This is a genomic window from Phycicoccus sp. M110.8 (assembly GCF_032464895.1).
In the GTDB taxonomy this organism is placed as follows: domain Bacteria; phylum Actinomycetota; class Actinomycetes; order Actinomycetales; family Dermatophilaceae; genus Pedococcus.
This window is the reverse complement of record NZ_JAWDIC010000005.1, coordinates 73342-93364: the sequence shown is the minus strand read 5'-3', so window position 1 is coordinate 93364 and position 20023 is coordinate 73342. Positions and strand designations below refer to the sequence as shown.

General features: G+C 74.1%; 21 protein-coding genes. 12 read left to right on the top strand and 9 right to left on the bottom strand.

What is annotated here, in order from left to right; translation table 11 throughout:
- Positions 1–241 precede the first annotated feature (241 nt).
- Genes RKE38_RS18805 through RKE38_RS18795 form a run of 3 tightly spaced genes read left to right on the top strand, consistent with a single transcriptional unit; the run spans position 242 to position 3084 of the window.
- Positions 242–1006, top strand: coding sequence for a hypothetical protein (locus RKE38_RS18805; protein ID WP_316009006.1), 765 nt, complete (start codon positions 242–244; stop codon positions 1004–1006).
- 51 nt (positions 1007–1057) lie between these two features.
- Positions 1058–1807, top strand: a complete 750-nt coding sequence (locus RKE38_RS18800; RefSeq protein WP_316009005.1) for a trimeric intracellular cation channel family protein — start codon at positions 1058–1060, stop codon at positions 1805–1807.
- Positions 1804–3084, top strand: coding sequence for an amidohydrolase (locus RKE38_RS18795; protein ID WP_316009004.1), 1281 nt, complete (start codon positions 1804–1806; stop codon positions 3082–3084). Before RKE38_RS18800 ends, RKE38_RS18795 begins: the two co-directional genes overlap by 4 nt.
- 31 nt (positions 3085–3115) lie before the next feature.
- Here RKE38_RS18795 and RKE38_RS18790 read toward each other — a convergent pair whose 3' ends face one another.
- From RKE38_RS18790 to RKE38_RS18780, 3 genes are all read right to left on the bottom strand, one after another.
- Positions 3116–3685 (bottom strand): NADPH-dependent FMN reductase, encoded by a 570-nt coding sequence (locus RKE38_RS18790; protein ID WP_316009003.1) that lies wholly within the window; start codon positions 3683–3685, stop codon positions 3116–3118.
- 92 nt (positions 3686–3777) lie between these two features.
- Complete coding sequence (locus tag RKE38_RS18785; protein ID WP_316009002.1) at positions 3778–5559, bottom strand: ABC transporter ATP-binding protein; 1782 nt, start codon at positions 5557–5559, stop codon at positions 3778–3780.
- Positions 5556–7382 (bottom strand): ABC transporter ATP-binding protein, encoded by a 1827-nt coding sequence (locus RKE38_RS18780; protein ID WP_316009001.1) that lies wholly within the window; start codon positions 7380–7382, stop codon positions 5556–5558. Before RKE38_RS18780 ends, RKE38_RS18785 begins: the two co-directional genes overlap by 4 nt.
- Positions 7383–7449: 67 nt before the next feature.
- On the opposite strand from RKE38_RS18780, the gene RKE38_RS18775 reads away from it, so the two are divergent.
- The 4 genes from RKE38_RS18775 to RKE38_RS18760 all read left to right on the top strand — a co-directional run bounded on the left by RKE38_RS18775 (position 7450) and on the right by RKE38_RS18760 (position 11728).
- On the top strand, positions 7450–8094 hold the full coding sequence (locus RKE38_RS18775) for a TIGR03085 family metal-binding protein (RefSeq protein WP_316009000.1): 645 nt from the start codon (positions 7450–7452) through the stop codon (positions 8092–8094).
- Between the two features lie 117 nt (positions 8095–8211).
- Positions 8212–8976 (top strand): hypothetical protein, encoded by a 765-nt coding sequence (locus RKE38_RS18770; protein ID WP_316008999.1) that lies wholly within the window; start codon positions 8212–8214, stop codon positions 8974–8976.
- 20 nt (positions 8977–8996) lie between these two features.
- Complete coding sequence (locus RKE38_RS18765) at positions 8997–11078, top strand: sensor histidine kinase (protein ID WP_316008998.1); 2082 nt, start codon at positions 8997–8999, stop codon at positions 11076–11078.
- Positions 11075–11728 (top strand): response regulator transcription factor, encoded by a 654-nt coding sequence (locus tag RKE38_RS18760; protein ID WP_316008997.1) that lies wholly within the window; start codon positions 11075–11077, stop codon positions 11726–11728. The genes RKE38_RS18765 and RKE38_RS18760 overlap by 4 nt, the downstream gene beginning before the upstream one ends.
- 19 nt (positions 11729–11747) lie before the next feature.
- Here RKE38_RS18760 and RKE38_RS18755 read toward each other — a convergent pair whose 3' ends face one another.
- The 4 genes from RKE38_RS18755 to hisF form a co-directional block, all read right to left on the bottom strand.
- Positions 11748–12386, bottom strand: coding sequence for a maleylpyruvate isomerase family mycothiol-dependent enzyme (locus RKE38_RS18755; protein ID WP_316008996.1), 639 nt, complete (start codon positions 12384–12386; stop codon positions 11748–11750).
- On the bottom strand, positions 12383–12838 hold the full coding sequence (locus RKE38_RS18750; protein WP_316008995.1) for an SRPBCC domain-containing protein: 456 nt from the start codon (positions 12836–12838) through the stop codon (positions 12383–12385). Before RKE38_RS18750 ends, RKE38_RS18755 begins: the two co-directional genes overlap by 4 nt.
- Complete coding sequence (locus tag RKE38_RS18745; RefSeq protein WP_316008994.1) at positions 12835–13179, bottom strand: metalloregulator ArsR/SmtB family transcription factor; 345 nt, start codon at positions 13177–13179, stop codon at positions 12835–12837. The genes RKE38_RS18750 and RKE38_RS18745 overlap by 4 nt, the downstream gene beginning before the upstream one ends.
- Positions 13180–13349: 170 nt before the next feature.
- On the bottom strand, positions 13350–14123 hold the full coding sequence (gene hisF / locus RKE38_RS18740; RefSeq protein WP_316008993.1) for an imidazole glycerol phosphate synthase subunit HisF: 774 nt from the start codon (positions 14121–14123) through the stop codon (positions 13350–13352).
- A gap of 31 nt (positions 14124–14154) precedes the next feature.
- On the opposite strand from hisF, the gene RKE38_RS18735 reads away from it, so the two are divergent.
- The 5 genes from RKE38_RS18735 to RKE38_RS18715 all read left to right on the top strand — a co-directional run bounded on the left by RKE38_RS18735 (position 14155) and on the right by RKE38_RS18715 (position 18001).
- Positions 14155–14721: a uridine kinase gene (locus RKE38_RS18735; RefSeq protein WP_316008992.1), complete on the top strand. Its 567-nt coding sequence runs from the start codon at positions 14155–14157 to the stop codon at positions 14719–14721.
- A 49-nt stretch (positions 14722–14770) separates the two neighbouring features.
- The gene (locus RKE38_RS18730; protein WP_316008991.1) at positions 14771–15196 is read left to right on the top strand and encodes a hypothetical protein; all 426 of its coding nucleotides are present in this window, start codon (positions 14771–14773) and stop codon (positions 15194–15196) included.
- On the top strand, positions 15196–16359 hold the full coding sequence (locus tag RKE38_RS18725) for an FUSC family protein (protein ID WP_316008990.1): 1164 nt from the start codon (positions 15196–15198) through the stop codon (positions 16357–16359). The genes RKE38_RS18730 and RKE38_RS18725 overlap by 1 nt, the downstream gene beginning before the upstream one ends.
- 22 nt (positions 16360–16381) lie before the next feature.
- Entirely contained in the window at positions 16382–17590 is a 1209-nt protein-coding gene (locus RKE38_RS18720) for a CynX/NimT family MFS transporter (RefSeq protein WP_316008989.1), read from the top strand.
- 78 nt (positions 17591–17668) lie between these two features.
- Positions 17669–18001 carry a TfoX/Sxy family protein gene (locus tag RKE38_RS18715; protein WP_316008988.1) on the top strand — a complete coding sequence of 111 codons (333 nt, stop codon included), beginning with the start codon at positions 17669–17671 and terminating at the stop codon, positions 17999–18001.
- Positions 18002–18668: 667 nt separating this feature from the next.
- Here the strand turns inward: RKE38_RS18715 and RKE38_RS18710 are convergent.
- Entirely contained in the window at positions 18669–19073 is a 405-nt protein-coding gene (locus RKE38_RS18710) for a PH domain-containing protein (protein WP_316008987.1), read from the bottom strand.
- 101 nt (positions 19074–19174) lie between these two features.
- Complete coding sequence (gene hisG / locus RKE38_RS18705) at positions 19175–20020, bottom strand: ATP phosphoribosyltransferase (RefSeq protein WP_310157399.1); 846 nt, start codon at positions 20018–20020, stop codon at positions 19175–19177.
- Positions 20021–20023 lie beyond the last annotated feature (3 nt).

The following is a 20023-nucleotide window of genomic DNA, read 5'->3' as shown; positions in this document are numbered from 1 at the left end:
TCCGAGCGGGACGAGCCCCCGGGGGGTGGGCTCGCGCGTGGGTTCGACGCCGGGGACGCACTGCTCCGTGGTCTCACCCGACCCCTCAACGAGGCAGTGCCCCTCCGGGGTACGGGTGCCGAGCCACGGGAGTTGGCGACCGGCATGTTTCGCCGGACGCCTCAGCGGGCAGAAACCCGGGTGACGCGGCGCCGCGGCACACCGCCTGCGACCGCCCGCGCCCCCACGGGAGGTGCACGGCATGAGCGACATCCGGGACGAGAGGAACGACGTGCGGGACGAGCGGCTCGCACGCCGCGACGACGTGGTCGACGACGAGCGCTACGGCCGCCGGGACGGTGTGGTCCGCGACGACGGGGCGTATGCCGTCGACGACCGCCTCGCCGAGGGCGCCAACCGCTACGGCGGGGTCAAGGTCGGGTCCGCGTTCTTCGGCTGGCTGACCGCCATGGGGCTGGCCGTCCTGCTCACCGCGGTCATCGCGGCGGCCGGCACCGCCGTCGGCCTCGAGACGGGCACGAACGCCACGACGGCGGCCAACCAGGCGGCGGGCAACGCCGGGACCGTCGGCCTCGTCGGTGCGATCGCGATCGCGGTGATCCTCTTCGTGAGCTACTACTGCGGCGGCTACGTCGCCGGGCGGATGGCCCGGTTCAACGGGGCTCGTCAGGGCGTGGCCGTGTGGGTCTGGTCCGTGGTGGTCGCCATCGTCGTGGGCATCGTCGGTGCCGTGGCGGGGAGCAAGTACGACGTGCTGGGGCGGCTCAACAGCTTCCCGCGGCTGCCCATGCACGTCAGCACCCTGACGACCGCAGGCGCCGTCGCCCTCGTGGTGGCCCTCCTGATCGCCCTCGTCGGGGCCCCATCCTCGGCGGCATCGCCGGCATGCGCTTTCACCGCCGGGTCGACCGGGTCGTCCGCGAGCCGTACTGAGACACCGAGCCCGCGGTGTGACGCCTCGGGGCCCCGGCCGCCGCGCACCGGAGAGCATGCAGGTGGAGGATGAGGAGCATGCGGAGCGGGACGGCGCCCCGGTGAGCGGCACGGGCAGGTAGCCGTGCAGCTGCAGGGCGTCGACGACGTCTTCCGGGCCCTGGACCTGGTGGGCGTCTTCGCCAACGCGGTGCTCGGCGGTGTCATCGCCCGCCGCGAGCGCCTGGACCCCATCGGGTTCGCCACGCTGGCGGTCCTGTCGGGCCTCGGCGGCGGCATCATCCGGGACGTGCTGCTCCAGCACGGGCCGCCCGTCGCGCTCACGGACTACGCCTACCTGGCGACGGCGTTCGCCGGGGCCGCGGCGACGTACCTGGTGACCGTCGAGGGCCGCCTCTGGGACCGCGTCTGGCCGGTGGTCGACGCCGTCGCCCTCGGCTGCTGGGCCAGCGCGGGCGCGACCAAGACGCTGGCGGTCGGCCTGGGTTGGCTGCCTGCCGTGCTCCTCGGGGTCGTCACCGCCGTGGGCGGCGGCGCCGTGCGGGACATCGTGCTGCGCCGGGTCCCGGGCGTGCTGGGTGGCAACACGCTGTATGCCACGGCCGCCCTCGCCGGTGCGGGCACCCTCGTCCTCCTGCGACAGGCCGGCCTCCCGACCATCGGCTCGCTCGGCGGGCTCGCTGTCGGCGCGGGCGTGTGCCTCATCGCCCGGTGGCGCGGGTGGATCCTGCCCAGCGCCGACGCGTGGTCGCCGGCCCGGGTGGTCCCCCAGCGCTACCGCGGCCGGCTCCGGCGCAGGGGCGTGGGCCGCGGGCGCAACCGGGGCCGGCAGCCCGAGCCCGCCAACCCATCACGCACCTCGGAGGAGCCATGACCGAACCGCCGACCGCTGCGACCGTCCTCGCCGACCTGCCGCGAACCCGCGGCTGGCAGGAGGACTTCTACCGGGACGTGCACCAGCACCCCGAGCTGTCCCACCAGGAGCACCGCACTGCTGCGGCAGCCGCCTCGCGCCTGCGCGAGGCCGGGTACGCCGTCACCGAGGGCGTCGGTGGGACGGGCGTCGTGGGCGTCCTCGAGCACGGTGCCGGCCCGACCGTGCTGCTCCGGGCGGACATGGACGCCCTGCCCGTGCGCGAGGCGACGGGCCTGGACTACGCGAGCACGCAGACCGCCACAGACCCTGCCGGCGCCGAGGTCCCGGTCATGCACGCCTGCGGGCACGACGTCCACGTCACCTGCCTGCTCGGGGCGGCGGACCTCCTCGCCGCGCACACCGACCGGTGGTCGGGGCGGCTCGTCGTGGTCCTGCAGCCCGCCGAGGAGCTGGGCGACGGCGCACGACGCATGGTCGAGGACTCCCTCGCCTCCGTGGTGGGGTCCGTCGACGTGGCCTTCGCCCAGCACGTGCTCCCCATGCCGGCCGGCACCGTGGGTACCCGTGCCGGCGCCGTGCTGTCGGCCGCGGACAGCATGCGCGTCACGGTCCACGGCCGCGGCTCGCACGGCTCCATGCCGCAGGCGTCGGTCGATCCTGTCGTCCTGGCCGCGATGATCGTCGTCCGGCTGCAGACCGTCGTGTCACGGGAGGTGGCGCCGACGAGCCCCGCGGTCCTCACCGTCGGCAGCATCCGCTCGGGCAGCAAGAGCAACGTCATCGACGACGTGGCCGTCCTGGAGCTCAACGTGCGCACCTACGACGAGGCGACCCGCACGACGGTGCTCGACGCCATTCGGCGGATCGTGGTGGCCGAGTGCCAGGCGTCGGGGTCGCCGCGCGAGCCGGAGTTCGAGCTCTTCGACCGGTTCCCGCCGACGGTCAACGACGAGGCAGTGACCGGTCGAGTGCACTCGGCCTTCTCGGCGTTCTTCGGCGCCGCCGCGGGTGAGCTGCCGCTCCAGAGCGCCAGCGAGGACTTCAGCGACCTCCCAGTGGCGCTGGGGGCGCCGTACACGTACTGGGGCATCGGCGGCGTGGACCCGCAGGCGTATGCCGCGGCACAGGCCGCCGGTCGCGTTGCCTCGGACGTCCCCGTCAACCACTCCCCGTACTTCGCGCCGGTCGTGCAACCCACCCTCGACACCGGGACGAGCGCGATGGTCGTCGCGGCCCTGGAGTGGCTCACCGGAGGCACGCCGGGCAGCGAGTAGGCGCTCCCGGTCCGACGGGCCTACCCCCGGCTTACTCCCGCGGCAGCACCGTGAGGACTCGCTGCGTGTGCACGTGGAACTCCTTCATGAAGTCCGCCAGGAACTCCCGGGTCGAGGGGTCGGTCACCTGGCCGTCGTCGGGGAACACATCCGGCGAGAACTGGATGTAGGCCTCCGGGGCGGTCATCTGGCGGGCGTTGCAGAAGCTCAGGACGGCACGAAGGCTCTGTTGTGCGAGTGCGGTGCCGATCTGGCCCACCGAGGCGCCGCAGACCGCCGCCGGCATGTGGGTGAACGAGTTCTGGCCCCACGGCCGGGAGGCCCAGTCGATGGCGTTCTTCAGGGCCCCCGGGATCGAGCGGTTGTACTCGGGCGTCACGAACAGCACCGCGTCGGACGCGGCGATCGCGTCCTTCAGGGCGGTGGCCTCCGGCGGGTACTCGTCGTCGAAGTCGGGGCTGTAGAGGGGCAAGTTGCCGATCGGGATCTCGGTGAACTCGAGCTCCGCCGGAGCAAGGCCGATGAGGGCCGCGGCGAGCCGGCGGTTGATCGACGTGGACGAGAGGCTGCCGACGAAGTAGCCGACCTGATAGCTGGGCATGACGGGCCTTCCTGTCGCTGACGGGCGTCAGCATGGCCCATACCCCCGGGCCGCCCCGACCATTCCTTCGCGGCCCGCTCGGCCCGCAGGCCTCAGCCGCGCTGCTGGGCCGCCCAGGACGCGTGCAGCGCCGAGTACACGCCGCCACGGCCGACGAGCTCGCGGTGCGGGCCCCGCTCGACGATGCGGCCCTTGTCGACCACGACGACCTCGTCGGCGGCCTCCGCGGTGGACAGCCGGTGGGCGATCGCGATGGAGGTCCGGCCACGGGTCAGGCCCTCGAGGGCACGCTGGATGCGCACCTCGGTGGACGGGTCGACCGCCGAGGTGGCCTCGTCGAGCACGAGCAGGTCGGGGTCGGCGAGGTAGGCCCGCGCCAGTGCCACGAGCTGCCGCTCCCCCGCCGACAGCGACTCGCCGCGCTGCCCGACCTCCGTGGCCAGCCCCTGCGGCAGGCCGGAGAGCCAGTGGTCGAGGCCCAGCTCGGTGATCGCGAGGCGCACGTCGTCGTCGCTCGCACCGGGCCGGCCGAACCGGACGTTCTCGAGCAGGGTCGCGTCGAAGAGGAAGCCCTCCTGCGGGACGAGGACGACCCGGTCGCGCAGAGAGGAGAACCGCACGTCGCGCAGGTCGGCGCCATCGATGCGCACGGTGCCCTCGGTCGGGTCCATGAGGCGCGTGAGCAGCTTGGCCAAGGTCGACTTGCCCGAACCGGTCTCCCCCACGATCGCCACCCGCGAACGGGGTGCGATCGCCAGCTCGACGTCGTGCAGGACGGTCTCGCCACCGGGGTAGGCGAACGAGACGTGGTCGAAGTCGACGCTGATCGGCCCGCGAGGCAGGACCACCCCGTCGTCGCCCGGGTCGGCGACGTCGGCCGGGGTGTCGACGACGCCGATGACCCGGCGCCACCCTGCGACGGCGTTCTGCAGCTCGTTGAGGATCTCGGTGGCCTGCTGCACCGGCTGGGTGAACAGGTTGACGAGGAACAGGAACGCCAGCAGCTCGCCGAGGGTCAGGTGGCCGCGCGTCGCCTGCACGGTTCCCACGACGAGGACGACGGCCAGCGTCAGCCCCGCGACGAGCTGGCCCGAGGAGAACGCGACGACCGACCGGACCTGGGCGCGGATGGACGCGGCGCGGTGGGCATCGATCGCCGCGTCGATGCGCTCCGCTGTGCGCTCCTCCACGCCGTACGCCCGGATGGTCGAGGCGCCCACGACCGACTCGGAGACCGCCGCGAGGAGGTCGCCGACCCGCTCGCGCACCTGCGTGTACGCGCGACCCACGACCCGCTGGAAGCGCCGGATCACCAGCAGCAGCGGCACGAAGCACAGCCACACCACGGCGGCCAGCAGCGGGCTGTAGTAGACCATCAGCCCGGTCGCCACGACGATCTGCCCGAGGCTGAGGATGAGGATGATCCCGCCGAACTGCACGAACTGGCTGATGGTGTCGACGTCGGAGGTCACGCGGCTGACCATCGACCCGCGGCGCTCGGTGTTCTGGGTGAGCATCGACAGGTCGTGGATGTGCCGGAACGCCTTGAGCCGCAACGTCGCCAGCCCCGCCTCGGACGCGCGGTAGAGCCGCACGTTCACGGCATACGCGCTCAGGGCGGTGGCCACGACGGCGACGAGCGCGAACAGGACGTACCGGGTGACGAGGGCCGGGTCGGGGCCGCCCTTGCCGAGCAGGCCGTGGTCGGTGGTCTGCTGCACGACGAACGGCACGACGATGCGCCCCACCGTCGTGACGGCAGCCAGGCCCAGCGTCACGCCGATGCCCTTGCGCAGCTCGGGCGAAAGGTTCAGTCCGCGCCGCAGCGTGTCGACGGTGCCGAGCGAGGACGTGGCGTCGATGGACGTGCTCACGCGTTGACCTCCTCGTCGGACGCGACGGCCGCGCGCTCGGCCGCCTCCCGGGCGTATGCCGTGACGAGGCGCTCGTACCCCGCGCACCGACCGAGCAGCTCGCCGTGGGTGCCGTGGTCGAGGACGCGGCCGTTCTCGACGTAGACGATCTCGTCGGCGAGGGTGATCGTCGACATCCGGTACGCGACCACGAGGACGGTGGTCCCCTCGCTCGTCCGGCGCAGCGCGCCGAGGATCGCCTGCTCGACCGAGGGGTCGACCGCGCTCGTCGCGTCGTCGAGGACGAGCAGCCGCGGCGACCGGATCACCGCCCGGGCCAACGCGATCCGCTGACGCTGGCCGCCCGACAGGGACGCGCCCCGCTCCCCCACGTGGGTGTCCAGCCCGGCGGGGAGGGCCCGCACGAACTCGGCTGCCTGCGCCACCTCGAGGGCGTGCCACACCTCGTCGTCGGTGCGCTCCACGCCGAGGGTGACGTTGCCGCGGACGCTGTCGTCGAACATGAAGGTCTGCTGCGGGACGAGCGCCCCGGCCGCCGGCACCCCGCCCCGGGCGACCTCGCGCAGGTCCACGCCGTCGATGCTGACCGTGCCGCGCTCGGGGTCGACGAGCCGCAGGGTGAGGTTGGTGAGCGTCGACTTCCCCGACCCGGTCGGGCCGACCAGCGCCACCGTCGAGCCGGCGGGGACGTCGATGGTGACGTCGTGGATCGCACGGAACTGCGAGGCGTTCCCCTCGTCGTCGACGACCTCGTAGGAGTAGTCGACGCCGGTGAGGGTCGAGTGCGCGGACGTCCCCTGTGGCAGGGTCGCCTCGCCGTGGGTCAGCTCGCCGCGGGCCCGCAGGACGGCGTCGACGCGGTCCCAGCCGACGACGGTGCGGGGCAGCTCACCGAGCACCCAGCCGAGGGCGCGCACCGGGAAGGCCAGGACCGAGATGAGGTAGGCGACCTGGACGACGTCGGCAGGCTGCAGCGCCCCCGACGCCACCTGGTGGGTGCCGACTGCGAGCACGGCGAGGGTGCCGAGCGTGGGGATCGCCTCGATGACCGGGTCGAAGGTGCCACGGGTGCGGCCGACGTCGACGTTGGCGACCTGGAGGCGGCGGGTGACCTCCTCGAACCGGTCCGCCTCCTGCTGCTCGCGGCCCATCGCCTTGACCACCAGGGCCGCCTCGAACGACTCGTGCGCGACCTCGCTCACCTCGGCCCGCAGCTGCTGGGCGCGGGCGATCCGCGGCGACATCGCCCGCTGGAAGACCATGTTGGCGAGGAAGAGGGCGGGAAAGACCGTGAGGCCGATGATGGCCATGACCGGGTCGACCAGGACCATCTGGACGATGCCCGCGATGAGCATGACGATGACGCCGAGGGCCATCGGCAGCGGCGCGAACACGTTCCACGTGGCCTCGACGTCGGCATTCGCGTTGGACAGCAGCTGGCCCGAGGGGTGCCGGTGGTGCCACGACAGTGGCAGTCGCAGGTATTGCCGGGTGACCTCGCGGCGGAACTGCGCGGCGACGTTGTACATCGTGTAGCCGGCCGCGATCCGTCGGATGACGACGCCGACGACGTTCAGGCAGACGACGCCGGCGACCCAGCCGAAGGTCGCCCACAGCTGGTGGGCGGTCGCGTGCCCGGCCTCGACGGCCGGCTGGACCTGTTCGCGGGTGACCTTGCCGATGGCCCACGCCGTGAGCACGGTCATCACGCCGTAGAGCGTGCTGCCCGCCACGGCGAAGGCGAACCAACGGGGCTCCCGACGGACCCCGACCCCCACGATCCGGAGGGCACGACGCAGCGACGGGGCGGCGTCGACGGGCACAGCGAACCTCCGCAGGGTGGTGGTGGGCGAGACGGCAAGCGTATGCCGCGACAGGCATGATGATCGCATGACCTCCCTGGCCCGCCGCGAGCGGTTTTCCCTCTGCGACACCCTTGCCGAGACGGGGCCGGACGCCCCGACCCTGTGCTCGCCGTGGACCACCGCCGACCTCGCCGCGCACCTCGTCATCCGGGACCGCCGGCCGGACCTCGGCGTGGGGATCATGCTGCCGCCGCTGGCCGGGCGGCTTGAGGCGGGGATGAAGGAGTACGCCGCCAAGCCGTGGCCCGAGCTGGTGGAGCTGGTGCGCTCCGGGCCGCCGGTGTGGTCGCCGGTCCGCGTCCCGCAGCTGGACGACCTGGCCAACCTGGCCGAGTACTTCGTCCACCACGAGGACGTCCTGCGCGGTGACGAGGTCCCCGGTCCGCGGCGGCAGGTCTCCCCGGGGCTTTCCGACGCCCTGTGGTCCCAGCTGTCGCGCGTGGTCCGGCTGTGCTTCCGCCGCAGCCCCGTCGGCGTCGTGCTGTCCACCCCCGACGGCCGCCGCATCCACGCCAGGGCGACCACCGAGCTCGGCACCGTCGTCCTCGAGGGCCGGCCGGAGGAGCTGCTGCTCGCCGCGTTCGGACGACACCGCGTCGCCGAGCTCGAGGTGACCGGCGGCGACGAGGCCGTCGCCGCCCTCTGGGCCGCGCCGGTCGGCCTGGGCTGAAGGGCGACCTGTCCCACGCAGCTGTGCCGCGTTGTCCCTGTGGTGCGGGACACCCGGCCCACCACGGTGGTGGAACACCAGACAGAGCCCTTTCGGGCCCGACCAAGGAGTTCCACCGTGAGCACCACCGAGTTCACCTCCCGCACCCTCGTCCGTGACGACGTCGCCGACAGCACTCCGACCACCACTCCGGCCTCACCCCGGGCCGGCCGTGGCCGGCTGTGGGCCCTCACCGGGCCGCTTGCCGCTGTCGCGGCGTCCGCCGGGTCGGTCGTCGCCGACCTGGGCAACCCGGTCTACGACCCGGCGACCTCCGGCGACGCCGGCCGGATCCTCGCCACCCTGGCCCAGCACGGGGGCGCGCTGACCGCCTTCCACGTCGTGACCTCGGCCGCGGCGCTGCTGCTGCTCGTCTGGGGGGCCGGTGTGGCGCGCAGGCTGCGCGCCACCGTGCCCGACGGCAGCATGCTGCCCACCGTGGCCGTCGCCGGCACCACCGTCACCTCGGCGGTCCTGCTCCTCGGGACCGGCCTGGACACCGAGGTCATCGAGGGCGTCACCCGCCCGGAGACGTTCGTCGACGAGACCGCGGCCCTCTACGGCCACTGGATCGGCACCATCCCGTACCTGTGGACCGCTGTGGGCCTCACGGGCCTGGCCATCGCGTGGGCCGCCTGGCGCCACCGCGCGGTCCCGCGGTGGATCGGCCTCGTGGCCCTGGTCCTCGGCGGCCTGACCGCGGTGGCCGGGGTCTCGCCACTGGAGTACATCGCCAGCCTGCCCGGCGAGTTCATGGTCCTCGTCACCGGACTCGGGTTCGCCGTCGGCGACCGGGCCCACCGCCGGGGCTCGGACTCGCCAAACGGGTCCGCCGAGGCCTGACCTCGGGCGACAATCCCCCTGTGACCGTGACCGCACGCACGATCGCCTCCGCGACGGCCCCCGCCGACCGTCGCCGGCAGCTCAGGCTCGGGCTGCTGGCGACGGCCGGCGTCGTCGTGTTCGTCGCGACCGTGCTGCTGGCGGCCCAGGTGAGCCGGGCTCAGCGCGAGTCCTACGGCATGTCCCTCTCGCCGGGCTGGGACTCCGGCCTCAACGGGCTGGTGCTGCTGGCCCTCGGGCTCGTCGTCGTCCGGCGCCTGCCGGGCCACGCGGTGGGTCGGGTCATGGTGCTGTTCGGGCTCTTCTGGCTGCTCGTCGGCTTCTGCGACGCCTACGACGGCTGGGCGCTGCGCGACGCGCCACCGCCGGCCGTGGGTGCACAGCTGGCCCTGTGGTTCTCGGGCCGCTTCGGGAGCTTCCTGCTCGTCGGCGTGCCACTGCTCCTGCTGCTCTACCCCACCGGACGCTTCCTCGCCGGCGCCTGGGGCGTCGTCAGCAGGCTCGCCGTCGCCGTCGTCGTCCTCTGGGCCACGGCGGTCGTCCTCCTGCCCGGCAGCCTCAACGGAGACCCGACCGGTGCAGCAGGCCTGTCGTACGACGCGGGCACCCTCCCCGTGGACCCCGGCGTGGGGGACGCGGTCACCGGGGTGCTGGGCGTGCTCGCGCTCTGTGGTGGGCTCGCCAGCGTCGTCGTGGTGTGGCGCCGCCACCGTCGCTCGACCGGCCTCGAGCGACGGCGCATCCGCTGGCTGCTCTGGGCCGCGAGCGCAGTGGTCGTCCTGTTCGTCGCGGCATCCCTGGTTCCGCTCTCGACGCGGGCCCAGGACGTGCTCTTCGCCGTGGGCGTCCTGCTGCCCGCGGTGGCGGTGACCATCGGGCTGGTGCAGCCCGACCTGGTGGGCGTTGACGAGCTGCTGTCGGGCACCCTGCTCAACGGTGTCGCGGCGATGGCCGTGGTGGCCGTCGACCTGGCCGTCCTCGCCCTCCTGACCGACGGGCTCGGCGTGCGGCTCGACCAGCGCACCGAGGTGGTGCTGGTCCTGGGGCTCGGGGCCGTGGTCTACCTGGCCCTGCGGCACCTGCTCGTCGGCCGGGTCCGCAGGCTCGTCTTCGGCACCCGCGACAACCCCTACGACGCCGTCGCAGGCCTCGCCTCGCGGCTGGAGTCGGCGGCGGACGCGCGGGGCCAGCTCGCCGCGGTGGCCGACGCCGTGGCCGGGGCCTTCGGGGTCCGCTACGTGCGGGTCGAGGTGGACCGGCCGGGCGGCCGGCTCAGCGCCACGCACGGGTCGGAGCCGGCGGCCACGCGCACCCTGCCGATCACGTTCCGTGAGGCGACGATCGGGCGCCTGGTCGTGCCGCGCGACGGCGTGCGGGCGCGGCTGTCGGCGCGCGACGAGGCCCTGCTCGGCGACCTGGTGCGCCAGGCGGCCCTCGCGGCCCGCAGCGCCCGGCTCACCGAGGAGCTGCAGGACAGCCGCGAGCGACTGGTGCTCGCCCGCGAGGAGGAGCGCCGACGGGTCCGCCGCGACCTGCACGACGGCCTCGGACCGGCGCTCAGCGGGGTCGTGTTCCGCATCGAGACCGCCCGACTCGTGCTGTCCCACGATCCCCTGGCGGCGTCCCAGAGCCTGGATGTGGCCGTCTCCCAGGTGCAGGACGTCGTGGCCGACGTGCGCAGGCTCGTGCACGACCTCCGGCCCCCGGCCCTGGACGACCTGGGCCTCGTGGGTGCCCTGCGCCAGCAGGCGACGTCCCTGTCCGCGCAGGGCTTCACCGTGCGCGTCGAGGCCGACGGCGTGGACGCGCTGCCCGCGGCCGTCGAGGTCGCGGCATACCGGGTCGTCGGGGAAGCCGTCACGAACGCGGCGAGGCACGCCCGCGCCACCCGGTGCGACGTCTGCCTCGAGGCCACGGCCGGCGAGCTGCACCTGCGCGTCAGCGACGACGGCACCGGCGTCGACCCCGGTGCCGTGGCGGGCGTCGGGCTGGTGTCCCTGCGCGAGCGCGTCGCCGAGCTCGGCGGCCACGCCGAGGTGGTCTGCCCGCCCGAGGGTGGCACCGTCGTGCGCGCCCGGCTGCCCCTGAGGAGCGCACCGTGACCGATCCCGTGATCCGCGTCGTCCTCGCGGACGACCACCAGGTCCTGCGCGACGGGCTCGTCGCGCTGCTCGACGCTCTCCCCGGCATGGAGGTCGTCGGCACGGCCGCGGACGGGCGTGACGCCGTCCTCACCGCGCGCGAGACCGAGCCGGACGTCGTCGTGATGGACATCCAGATGCCGCTCCTGGACGGCATCGAGGCCACCCGCCAGGTGGTGGCGGCCCGGCCGGCCACCGCCGTCGTCATCCTCACCATGAACGAGGACGACGACACGATCATGGGCGCCCTGCGCGCGGGTGCCCGCGGCTACCTGCTCAAGGGCTCCTCGGCCGCGGAGGTGCAGCAGGCGATCCGCGCGGCGGCGGCGGGCGGCATGGTCTTCGGGGCGTCGCTCGCCGCGCGGATCACCGACTTCCTCTCGGGGAGGCCCAATACGCCCGACGTGCCGTTCCCCGAGCTGACCGACCGCGAGCGCGAGGTCCTGGACCACCTGGCCGCCGGGCGGTCCAACGCCGACATCGCCCGGCTGACCCACCTCTCGGACAAGTCGGTCCGCAACGCGGTCTCCTCGGTCTACGCCAAGCTGCACGCCGCCGACCGGGCCGACGCCATCATCAAGGCCCGGGACGCAGGTCTCGGCCGCGACTGACCGGCCGGGCCTGCCGCCCTCAGCCCCTGGGCAGCGAGCGGCCGTCGGGCAGGGTGCGCCCGGACACGAGCGACACCAGGTCGCCGAGCGGGGCGCGGAGCGCCTCGCCGCTCCCCCAGGACCAGTCGGCGTCGGTGGCCGCCAGGAGCACGCCGGACAGGTCGACACCGAACCACGACCCGCCCGTCGCAGTGACGGCTTCCAGCACCGCCACGACCGCCTCCTGAGGCGCCACGGTCGGCACGTCGAGGGCGACCGTGACGTCCAGCGAGTGGATCACAGCGTGGCTCAGGGCACCGGCCGCTCCGCCGCCCGGCGGCTGCCACGCGTGCAGCTCGGGCGAGCGCAGCTGGTCGAGCAGCTCCCCCCGGGGCAGGGCCGAGTCGCGTGCCGCCACCGCGTTCGACAGGAAGCCGAAGTCCCCGCCGGCCGCGGCCATCTCCGCGCCCCACTGCTCCGGCGTCAGGCGCGCCGGCATGGTGACGTGGGCGACCAGGTGCGCCACGGTCCAGCCCTCGCACAGCGACGGGCGTGTCCACGCGTCGGCGAGCGCGGAGCTCCCACTGGTGTCGCCGACGTGGGCACCCTGGCCGCCGGTGTCGAGGAGGTCGGCGAGCCCGGTGAGCGTGGGGGCCACCAGGTCCTGCAGGTCGGTCATGACAGTTCCTCCTGGACGAGGGTGCTGAGGCGTCGCTCGAGCTTGTCGAGCGAGGTGGCGAAGCCGGCGCGGGCCCGAGGCCTGCGCGCCGCCTCGGGGACGTTGCGCTGGGTGATGGTGACGGCGGTGCGCCCGTCGCCGAGGTCGCGGAGCGTGCTGGTGGTGTGCATCCCCGACGCCACCTCCACCCAGGCGAGCCGTTCCGGCGCGACGACCTCGGTGAACGTGGCGACCATCCGGTGGCTGCCGTGCGCCCCGACCATGAGCGTCTCGAACCGGCCGCCCGGGCGCAGCTCGACGACGATGCCGTCCACCGGCGTCATCAGGCCCTCAGGCCCCCAGAACTGCGCCAGCTCGGACGGGTCGGTCAGGCAGTGCCACACCAGGTCGCGGGGGGCCGCGAACACCCGCTCGTGCACGAGCTCCTCCCCGTGGTCCTGCTCGTCGTTCATGCGTCCCCCTTCTGCTGCACCCTGGCGAGGTGCGACTCCAACCGGTCCATGCGCGCGGCCCACGTGCGCCGGCTCTCCTCGATCCACGACTCGGCCGCGCGCAGCACCTCCGGCTCCAGGCGGCACGGCCTGGCCTGCCGGTCGCGGCCACGGCTCACGAGCCCGCAGCGCTCCAGCACCCGGATGTGCTGGGACACGGCCTGCAGGCTCATGGCATACGGCTCGGCCAGCTCGGTCACCGTCGCGTCGCCGCGACTGAGCCGCGTCACGATGTCCCGCCTCGTGGGGTCGCCGAGCGCGGTGAACACCGCGTCGAGGCGCGTCGCGTCGATGGTGGCCATGGCGCTATTCAAGCATTCGCTTGATCAAGCGTCCACTGGAATACGAGGCGTCTGCTCGCGCCACCCCCGCGCGCAACACGGCGGTTGCGTGCGGAAAACGGCAGTTCTCGACCCCCGTTTTCCGTCAGCAACTGCCGTTTCGCGGGGGTGCCCGGTGCGTGGGGCCGCGGTCAGCGGACGGGTATGCCGTCATGCGCCAGTGCCGCCTTCACGTCGCCGACGGTGAGCTCCCCGAAGTGGAAGACGCTCGCCGCCAGCACGGCGTCGGCACCGGCGTGCACGGCCGGGGCGAAGTGCTCGACCCGGCCGGCGCCCCCGCTGGCGATGAGCGGGATGCGCAGCTCCGCGCGCACGAGCCGGATCAGCTCGAGGTCGAACCCGTCCTTGGTGCCGTCGGCGTCCATCGAGTTGAGCAGCACCTCGCCGGCGCCCAGCTCCTGCGCCCGCACGCACCACTCGACGGCGTCGATGCCGGTGCGCTGCCGCCCGCCGTGGGTCGTCACCTCGAACCCGCCGAGCAGCGACCCGTCCTCGCCCCGCCGGCGCCGCACGTCGGCGGACAGCACGAGCACCTGCGAGCCGAACCGCTCGGCCACCTCGGACACGAGCTCGGGCCTGGCGATGGCGGCCGTGTTGACCCCGACCTTGTCGGCACCGGCCCGCAGTAGCCGGTCCACGTCGTCGACGCTCCGGACTCCCCCGCCCACGGTCAGCGGGATGAAGACCTGCTCGGCGGTGCGGCGCACGACGTCGTACGTGGTCTCGCGGTCGCCGCTGCTGGCCGTCACGTCCAGGAACGTCAGCTCGTCGGCGCCCTGCTCGCCGTACGCCTTCGCCAGCTCGACGGGGTCGCCGGCGTCGCGCAGGTTCTCGAACTGCACGCCCTTGACCACGCGGCCGGCGTCGACGTCGAGGCAGGGGATGACCCGGGTGGCGAGGCTCACCCGGGAAGGGTATCCACCTAGGGTGAACGCCATGCCCGTCGACCGCACCACGGACCACGTGAGCCAGATCGTGGCCCTCGTGGACTCCACCCCCGCGCGCTGCGGCGGCACCCACCTCGTCGCGATCGACGGCCCCAGCGGCTCGGGGAAGACGACCCTCGCCCGGCAGGTCGCGGACGTGCTCTCCGCGCCCACCGTGCACATGGACGACCTCTACCCGGGCTGGGACGGCCTGCGGGCAGGGACCCACCGGGCGGACGAGTGGATCGTCCGCCCGCTGCGCGAGGGCCGCGCGGCCCGGTACCAGCGCTGGGACTGGCACGCCGAGCGGTATGCCGAGTGGGTCCAGCTCCCCGCGACCGACGTCGTCGTGCTCGAGGGCTGCGGCTCCGGCGCCCTGCCCGGTGGTGCCTTCGCCTCGGTGCTGGTGTGGGTGGAGGCGGCCGAGGACATCCGGTACGCCCGGGGCATGGCCCGCGACCCGGGGTTCGCCCCGTACTGGGACCAGTGGGCCGCCCAGGAGCGGCGCCTCTACGAGGCCGACCGCACCTGGGAGCGAGCGGACGTGGTGGTCGACACGACCTTCGGCCGGGCCTGACCCGCGCGTGGTCGGGCGCGACGACGGCGCGTACTGCCAGAATCGGCCCATGGAGCCCGTCGACGACACCGAGGCCGCGCAGGTGGCCCCCACCGGCGACGTCGACGCCGGGACGGACGACCTCTACCCGGCCGAGGACACGGGCCTGCGAGCCGTGCACGACGCGGTCGTGATGCTCGCGGAAGGCCTGGGCGAGGACACGCACCGGGTCGCCTCGGCACCGGTCGACGGTCTGGTCGAGCCCTGGGTGCGGGTCGCACGCACGACGGAGTTCGCGACCGTCGGGCCCGGCCCCGACGGGACGGTCCGGGTCGGCCTGGCCTTCGCCGACGAGGTCCCGCCGGACGAGCGCCTCTCCCCCGCCGGCGGCTTCGGCGCGGCCACCCACTGCCTGGACCTGCCGGCCGACTGCGACGAGGACGACATCCGCGCGCTCGAGCCGCTCCTCGAGGCGGCCTACCTGCAGAACGGCTGATGGCAGCCACCGGAGGCCGGGGCGAGCGCGCGCTGCCGCGGGTCCCCACCTCGGCCGACCTGGTCCGCGCCGCCGCGCGCTCCCGCCGCGAGGCCAGGACCCGGACCCGCCGCATGCTGGCCCGCCTGGCCTTCGTGGTGCAGTGCGGGCTCGGCGCCGCGACGGCGTGGTGGGTGGCCACCCACCTGCTGGGGCACCGGCAGCCGTTCTTCGCGCCGGTCACGGCGATCGTGTCCCTCGGCCTGTCCTACGGCCAACGGCTGCGCCGCGTCACCGAGGTCATGATCGGTGTCGCCGTAGGCGTCTTCGTGGGCGACGCCTTCGTGCACTTCTTCGGCACGGGCACCTGGCAGATCGTCGTCGTCGTGGTCCTCGCCATGAGCATCGCCGCCCTGCTCGGCGCAGGGCTGCTGCTCACCACCCAGGCGGGGGTGCAGTCGGTCATCGTGACCACGCTGACCGCCGCACCCGGGTACGCCTTCACCCGCTGGCTCGACGCCGTCGTGGGCGGGGTGGTCGCGTTGCTGTTCACGGCCCTCGCGCCCACCGCCCCCATCCGCCGACCCCGGCAGCAGGCGTCGGTCGTGGTCCAGGAGATCAGCGAGATCCTCGCCGACACCGTGCGCGCCGTCCGTGAGCGCGACTCCGACCTCGCCACGGCGACCCTGTCGCGCGCCCGGGCCTCCGAGTCGATGCTCGACGAGCTGCGGTCCCTGTCCGCCGAGGGCATCGCCGTCGTGCGGCTCTCGCCCTTTCGCAGGCGCCACCTGCCGGGCGTGCAGGCCATCGCCGACCTGCTCGAGCCGTTGGACCGCGCCATCCGCAACCTGCGGGTGCTCGTGCGTCGCGCCGCCGTGGCGACGTGGCGTGACGAACCCGTCCCCCCGGCATACCTGCGGCTCGTCGGGGCCCTGGCCGACGTGACCGGCGACATCGCCCGCGAGCTCGGCGAGCGGCGGCTGCCCACGAACGCCCGCGCCGGCCTCTACCAGGTGGCCGAGCTCAGCGCCGTGCTCGACCCGGGCTCAGGGCTTTCGGCGGAGGTGATGCGCGCCCAGATCCGCTCCATGGTCGTCGACCTGCTGATGCTCACCGGCCTCTCCGCGGACGAGGCGCGCGACCACGTCCCCGAGTCGATGACCACCGGTCCCGACGACGGCTGAGCCGCCTGCAAGACTGGCCCCGATGTCGCAGGCCACCGTCCGTCCCGCCCCCACCGCCGCCCCGCCCACCTGGCTGGTCACCGTCGGCCTCGTCGCCGTCGCCGTCAACCTGCGCACGGTCATGGCCAGCGTGCCCCCGCTCGTGCAGGACATTGGCCTCGACCTGCACCTCGGCAACGCCGCCCTCGGCACGCTCACCACGCTGCCGGTGCTGTGCATGGGGCTCTTCGCACCGGTCGCGCAGCGCGTCGCGGCCCGGGTCGGCGCGGCCGCCGGGGTGCAGGCGGCCGCGGTGTGCGTCCTGCTGGGCCTGCTGTCCCGGTTCGGTGGCGGCCAGGTGTGGCTGCTGTATGCCGGGACGTTCGTCGCCGGGGTCGGGATCGCCCTCGGTGGGACGCTGCTGCCGGGGCTGGTCAAGGAGCTGTTCCCGCCGGAGCGCTCGGGGCTCGTCACGGGCCTGTACATGCTGGCGATGATGGGCGGCGCCGGAGCCTCGTCCGCGCTGTCGGTGCCGCTGCGCGACCGCCTCGGGTCGTGGCAGGGCTCGCTCGGCTCGTGGTCGGTGCTGGCCCTCGTCGGCGTGCTGGCGTGGCTGCCGATCTGGCGCGGGCACACGCGGCTGCGCGCCGCCGACCCTGTCGTCGTGGTCCCGACGCGGCTGCCGTGGAAGCACGCGACGGCGTGGCTGGTCGCGGGCTACCTCACCATCCAGTCCGTCGAGTTCTACTCCTCGCTGGCCTGGCTCGCCCCCACGTATGCCGCGCGCGGCTGGGACCCGACCCACGCCGGGTACCTCCTCAGCGTCTTCACCGCGCTCCAGCTCGTCTCCGGGCTGCTCGGACCGGCCCTCGCCGACCGCGTCCACGACCACCGGGCCCTGCTGATCGGCGCCTCGGTGCTCGGCCTGCTCGGGCAGGCCGGGCTCTGGCTGGCGCCGGGTGCTGCGCCGTGGGTGTGGGCGGCCGTCCTCGGCTTCGGGCAGGGCGCGTCCTTCGCCCTCGGCCTGGTGCTCATGGTCGACTACGCGTCGACGCCGGCCGCGAGCGCGCGGCTCGCGGGCATGGCGTTCTTCTTCAGCTACACGATCGCCTCGCTCGGGCCGGCGACGCTCGGGGCGCTGCGGGACGCCACGGGCGGGTTCGGCGCGGTCTGGATGGTGCTGACGGTCCTCATGTTGGGGCAGGTGGCGTTCGCGGCCGTGCTCCGGCCGGGGCTGACCCGCATCCCCTGACCCGGCGGCGCTGACCCGCATCCCTGACCGCATCCCCTGGCCCGGCGGGCTGTCAGCCCCCGGTGGGATGCTGCCCCCATGGCGTACGACCACGAGCTCGCCGACCGCCTGCGCACCGCGCTAGAGGACGTCGACGGCGTGCAGGAGAAGGCGATGTTCGGCGGCCTGGCGTTCCTCGTCGGGGGCCACATGGCGGTCGCCGCGAGCGGCCAGGGAGGCCTCATGGTCCGGTGCGACCCGGACCGCACGGGCGAGCTGGTCGCGGGCGGTGAGGCCGAGCCGATGGTGATGCGGGGCCGCGAGATGGACGGCTGGCTGCGGGTGCCCTCCGACCGGGTGGAGACCGATGCGGCGCTCCAGCGGTGGGTCGACACCGGCGTGGGGCATGCCGCGTCGCTCCCCCCGAAGTAGGCGCTGGCCCCGCTCGGGAGGCGGTGGTCGGGGACGCCCACGCGCGGCCCGGCTTAACCTGACCTGCCGCCCACCGGAGTGCGCCCGGGCGGACCGGGCCTGTTTGGGATGCCCCACGACCGGGAATACATGCACCAGCCGTGACCCGGTGTGCGGCCTGCGAGGGGACGCTTTGCGGCCCGGGCCCGGGCCACGGCGCGGGCGGACGGTGGGACCCGGGGTTGAGGACCCGGGATTGAGGCGAGGGGCGGGCCGGCCTCGGGGAGTGCCAGCCCCTCCCCCTGCGCCTGCCCCCTGCCCCTGCCCCTGCCACGGCCAACGCCACCCGCCACCGGCGCTGCCGCGCTCGCGCTCTGCATTGCCTCGCTCGTCGGGGCAACGCAGAGCGCCCGCCACGGTAGGCCGGGGATGGGCGTGAGGACCGGGCCCTGCCATCGCCACTGCCACTGCCGCTGCTACTGGCGCTGCCTCCGTTTCTGCTTCTGCCACGGTCGCGCTGCCGCTATGCGTTGCCCCGCGCCTCGGGGCAACGCATAGCGTCCGCGACACGCGGTCGGGTGGAGGCTCGGTCCCGATGAAGGCCCAGTCGCGCTGGAGACCCAGTCGCGATGCAGACCCAGTCGCGCTGGAGACCCGTTCGCGATGAAAGCCCAGTCGCGGTGGGGACTCAGCCGGGGGTGACGTCGGGGCTGGGTACCGACGGGCCCAGCGCCTGCACCAGCGCAGCCAGCCGCCCGGCCTCGGCCCGGCCGAAGCCGGCGTCGGCCTTCTGGATCGCCATGACGGCCAGCGTGTCGGTGTCGCTGAGCTCGATCGTGACCCAGGGGTCGCCCTCGCCGAACCGCACGTCCACCACCTCCCGCCACGAGACCGTGCGGGTGAGGAACAGGTTCCGGATGGTCAGCGACTCACGCGTCGGCACCGCGCGGATGCTCGCGAAGCGCCACAGCAGCAGCGCCATCGCCACGCCCACCCCGGCGAAGAACACCCGGTCGCCCGCACGCCAGGCCCCGCCCTGGGCCGGGCCGGGCAGCACCACGGCGACGACGGCGAAGAGCAGGACCGTCGCCACGGCCGACACCGTGGCCACCGCGCGACCGCGCCTCGGCCGGAACGGCGCGAAGGCTGCCTGCTCGTCCGCGCCGGGTCCCCGCCCCCGAGCCCCTGCCATCGTCACAACCGGCAGGCAGCGATGTCGGTGACCAGGATCGCCCGCGCCCCGAGGTCGTAGAGCTCGTCCATGATCGCGTTCGTCCGTGCGCGCGGGACCATGGCGCGGACCGCTGCCCACTCCTTGTTCTGCAGGGCGGACACGGTCGGCGACTCCAGGCCCGGCGTGACCGCACAGGCTGCCTCGACCAGGTGCGCCGGCACGTCGTAGTCGAGCATCACGTAGTGGCGGGCGGTGATGACGCCCGTGAGGCGGCGGCGCAGCACCTCGACGCCCGCCGACTCCCCCGTCCCCTCGCGGCGGATCAGGACGGCCTCGCTGCGCAGGATCGCGTCCCCGAACACCTCGAGGCCCTGCTGGCGCAGGGTGGTCCCGGTCTCGACGACGTCGGCGATGACGTCCGCGACCCCGAGGGTGATGGCGGTCTCCACGGCCCCGTCCAGCCGTACGACCTGCGCGGAGACCCCGGCCTCGGCGAGGTGCTTCTCGACCAGGCCCGCGTAACTGGTCGCCACGCGGCGACCGCCGATGCCGGCGACGTCCGCGCAGGTGCCGGGGCGGGCGGCATACCGGAACGTGGAGCCGCCGAAGCCCAGCGTCATGACCTCGATCGCGGCACTGCCCGAGTCGAGCAGCAGGTCACGGCCGGTGATGCCGCAGTCCACGGTGCCGGAGCCGACGTAGACCGCGATGTCGCGCGGGCGCAGGTAGAAGAACTCGACCTCGTTGTCGTGGTCGGTGACGACGAGCTCCTTGGAGTCGCGCCGGACGCGGTAGCCGGCCTCGCGGAGCATGTCGACCGCGGGCTCGGACAGGGACCCCTTGTTGGGGACGGCGATGCGCAGCATGGT

Coding starts and splice junctions, on each gene's coding strand:
- RKE38_RS18805 (WP_316009006.1), top strand. CDS start 242: ATGAGCGACATCCGGGACGAGAGGAACGACGTGCGGGACGAGCGGCTC.
- hisG (WP_310157399.1), bottom strand. CDS start 20,020: ATGCTGCGCATCGCCGTCCCCAACAAGGGGTCCCTGTCCGAGCCCGCG.
- RKE38_RS18790 (WP_316009003.1), bottom strand. CDS start 3,685: ATGCCCAGCTATCAGGTCGGCTACTTCGTCGGCAGCCTCTCGTCCACG.
- RKE38_RS18750 (WP_316008995.1), bottom strand. CDS start 12,838: ATGAACGACGAGCAGGACCACGGGGAGGAGCTCGTGCACGAGCGGGTG.
- RKE38_RS18720 (WP_316008989.1), top strand. CDS start 16,382: ATGTCGCAGGCCACCGTCCGTCCCGCCCCCACCGCCGCCCCGCCCACC.
- RKE38_RS18775 (WP_316009000.1), top strand. CDS start 7,450: ATGACCTCCCTGGCCCGCCGCGAGCGGTTTTCCCTCTGCGACACCCTT.
- RKE38_RS18735 (WP_316008992.1), top strand. CDS start 14,155: ATGCCCGTCGACCGCACCACGGACCACGTGAGCCAGATCGTGGCCCTC.
- RKE38_RS18795 (WP_316009004.1), top strand. CDS start 1,804: ATGACCGAACCGCCGACCGCTGCGACCGTCCTCGCCGACCTGCCGCGA.
- RKE38_RS18725 (WP_316008990.1), top strand. CDS start 15,196: ATGGCAGCCACCGGAGGCCGGGGCGAGCGCGCGCTGCCGCGGGTCCCC.
- RKE38_RS18745 (WP_316008994.1), bottom strand. CDS start 13,179: ATGGCCACCATCGACGCGACGCGCCTCGACGCGGTGTTCACCGCGCTC.
- RKE38_RS18730 (WP_316008991.1), top strand. CDS start 14,771: ATGGAGCCCGTCGACGACACCGAGGCCGCGCAGGTGGCCCCCACCGGC.
- RKE38_RS18755 (WP_316008996.1), bottom strand. CDS start 12,386: ATGACCGACCTGCAGGACCTGGTGGCCCCCACGCTCACCGGGCTCGCC.
- RKE38_RS18715 (WP_316008988.1), top strand. CDS start 17,669: ATGGCGTACGACCACGAGCTCGCCGACCGCCTGCGCACCGCGCTAGAG.